2 protein-coding genes and 1 pseudogene are annotated in these 2,505 nt (G+C 64.0%); 2 read left to right on the top strand and 1 reads right to left on the bottom strand.

The annotated features are described in order from the left end of the window. Positions 1 to 311 (bottom strand): hypothetical protein (locus tag BPSG_RS07815; protein WP_155271909.1); only part of this gene is annotated, 311 nt, incomplete at its 3' end. A 334-nt stretch (positions 312 to 645) separates the two neighbouring features. Between BPSG_RS07815 and BPSG_RS08535 the strand changes: the two are divergent. Beyond that, positions 646 to 1,783: pseudogene (locus tag BPSG_RS08535) on the top strand (IS1249 family transposase). A gap of 58 nt (positions 1,784 to 1,841) precedes the next feature. After that, positions 1,842 to 2,505, top strand: a 664-nt coding sequence (locus BPSG_RS07800) for an IS256 family transposase (protein WP_193345765.1), incomplete at its 3' end; no start/stop codon positions are given.

The following is a 2,505-nucleotide window of genomic DNA, read 5'->3' as shown; positions in this document are numbered from 1 at the left end:
CTCCACCCACTCGGGTAGGCGGCGAGGATCGCCGTGGTCAGTGCCGAGTCGGTCACTCCGTCCGCTAGGGTCAGGTCGAAGCCGGTGATCTTGCCGTCCTTGACCGCCACATCCTTGTAGCCGGCGATACGAATCGCTTTGAATGTGCGCCCGTCCACGGTGGGGGCGATCAGATTCGTGCCGCCTGCGGGCGCGGTGATGGTGATGTCGTTGTTCGCCGATGTTTCGTCGGCGTTGGCGATCAGGCCGGTTGCAAAGGTCGCCGTGATGGAAAGCAGGGCGATTACGGCCAATCCGGTTCTTTTATGCATACTCGCTGTCCTTCCTCGATGTTCGTGTAATGGGTCGGGGCACTTGATGGCTCTTCTCTCCATGACGAACCGTTTTCGCAAGTAGACACAGTGTAGCATAGTTGTCTGGTTGTGCGTCAAATGTTGGTGTCTGGCTCCGGGTATGAAAAGGGGTTATAGGCCAAAAAGTGTGTCCGAAATGGGGTCTTAGGCGTTCCCCTGATTGGGTTCGGAGGTGTTTAAGAGTGCTTGGCGGTACTCTTGAGGTCGGCCAGAATGTGTGTCCGAAACCCCTTCCTCTTCCTTACTGCCGTATGGTTTGACACGGGTTTGAGAGTGCCGGTTCCATGGTGTCATGAGAACACCGAATTGCCCGCGCTGCGGCGGCAGGATGAAGAAGAACGGAACGACCAGCGCGGGACGAACCCGGTGGCGGTGTGGCAAGCGCGGCTGCGGCGCCAGCGTCACCCACTCCTACGATCGTGGCGCCGAGGATGTGCAGGGCTTCCTCGATTGGCTGCTGTCCAGAAAAACGCAACGGGATGCGTCGGTCCCCGACCGGACGCTCAGGTGCAGGAATGGGCTGGGTTGGAGCCTGTGGCCGCCGTGCCCGATGGACGGGCAGGTCCACGACGTGGTGCACCTCGACGGCATCCACCTGGGCCGCAATGCGGTCGTGCTCATCGCCTACGGGGACGGGCACGTGCTCGGCTGGTACGTGGCCCGGCGCGAGACCAGCGCCGCATGGGAGAACCTGATGGCCCGCATCGGTCGAACCCGTGGTCGTCGTGTGCGATGGGGGCGGCGGCATTCGCAAGGCCCTCAGGCACGCATGGCCGCACGCCCGCGTGCAACGCTGCCTGTTCCACATCTGCCTCAATATCGGCGCCATACTCGGCACCAACCCGCGCCACGAGGCGTCCCGGCAACTGCTGCGCCTGGCCAAGGAACTCACGCGTGTCAAGGACGGCGGCGCCATGGCCGCCTGGCTGGGCGCCTACAACGCGTGGGAGCTGCGCCACAAGGACTTCCTCGAGCAGAAAAGCATGTGGGCCGACGGCAGCGAGAACGACCTGCACCAACGCCTCGTCAAGGCGCGCGACATGCTGCGCCGGCGCATTCGCGAACAGACCATGTTCACGTTCATGGACCCCGACATCGACGCCGACGGGCCGATACCGACCAGCAACAATGTCATCGAATCGCAAAACGCGCGCATCCGCGACATGCTGCGCACCCACCGCGGCCTGAACCTCATCCGGCGCGTCAAGGCGGTGTGCTGGTGGTGCCACCAGCACACCGAGCACCCCGAACGCGCCGCATGGCTCGCCCGCCACGCATGGCGCGACGAGCAGATCGAGCAACTCTACCGACAGGCATGGGAGCACAGCGACGAAGGCAGGCAACAACTATTCGGCATCCCGGCCCGATACGGCACCGGCATCGACTGGAACGAATTCCACACCAGCACACCATGGAAAGGCACCGACTAGCCAGACACACATTTTGGCCTATAACCCAAAAAACAACTGATTTGAGGAGATGACCTTGATGGCCAGTGTATCCGATGATGTGGCCTTGACGATGGATGACATGCCGTTGGGCGAGGGCGACCGCAGGAACGGCTACCGCGAGAGAAGGCTTCGGACGGTGATCGGCGAGATCGTGCTGCGGGTGTCCAAATTGCGTGAGGACACGTATTTCCCCGAACGGGTGACGCGCCCGTACTCGCGTGTGGGCCGGGCGATGGTGGGCGTGGTCTCCAGGGCGTATGTCAACGGGATGAGTGCCCGCAGGATCGAGAAGGTCGCGGGCGGGCTGGAGTTCGGCCGGTCGGGCCCGTCGACGGTCTCGCGCATGCTCGCTTCGCTGGACGGGGAGGTCGACGCGTTGCGCCAGGGCGAGTTCGACGCCGGTTCGCCGGTGCCGTACCTGTGGTTGGACGCGGCCTATGTCAAGTGCCGCGACGACGACTCGTGCGTGTGTTCCCGGGCCACCGTCACCGCGATCGGCGCGTTCATGGACGGCACGAGGCGTTTCGTGGGCTTCGACCTGGTGGACACCGAGTCGTACGACTCGTGGAAGCGGTTCCTGCCCTCGCTCAGGAAGCGTGGGGTGGGCGGGGTGCGCTTGGTCACCTCGGACGCGCACGCCGGCCTTCGCCGCGCGGTCATGGACCGCATCGGCCGGATCGGCCGGCGCGCCGGCGAACTGC

It is taken from the genome of Bifidobacterium pseudolongum subsp. globosum, from assembly GCF_000741295.1.
Lineage (GTDB): Bacteria > Actinomycetota > Actinomycetes > Actinomycetales > Bifidobacteriaceae > Bifidobacterium > Bifidobacterium globosum.
The sequence above is the reverse complement of the archived record's forward strand: the minus strand, read 5'-3'. Positions and strand labels throughout refer to the sequence as shown.